This is a genomic window from Algibacter ulvanivorans (assembly GCF_048381495.1).
In the GTDB taxonomy this organism is placed as follows: domain Bacteria; phylum Bacteroidota; class Bacteroidia; order Flavobacteriales; family Flavobacteriaceae; genus Algibacter_B; species Algibacter_B ulvanivorans.
Genome location: NZ_JBLWGD010000028.1, coordinates 1 through 415, shown reverse-complemented (window position 1 = coordinate 415; position 415 = coordinate 1). Strand labels below are relative to the sequence as shown.

Below are 415 nucleotides of genomic sequence, written 5' to 3'. Positions count from 1 at the left end.
CCACAAGCATCCGTAATGGTATATGTTCTAGTAACAACAAGAGGACAAGTGCCAGAAGCGCTATCAGAGTTTGTGACTACTAAGTTATCATCTGTAGTACAGTTATCTTCAATATTTAACCCAAGAGCTTCTAATTGAGCCACCGTAGTTGCAGGGGCAGTAGCATCATTAATGGTACAACCTTCTACTGTTGATTCGGCGATAGTTCCAGAAGCAGTAGGGTTTGTAGTATCGTTAACCGTAATGGTTTGAGTGACTAAAATTGGGTTATCACACACATCGGTAACGCTATAAGTTCTGGTAATAGTTTCAGGACAAGTATTACCATCAGAGACATCCGAAACAAAAGCAACAACAGGAGTTCCTTGGTTATCGGCTTCATCAGTAACAACTTCAATATCCGCAGCAGGCACAT

General features: G+C 41.2%; 1 pseudogene. It reads right to left on the bottom strand.

Annotated elements, in window-relative coordinates:
• A pseudogene (locus tag ACNG5D_RS15845) lies at positions 1-415 on the bottom strand (hypothetical protein); the annotation flags it as partial.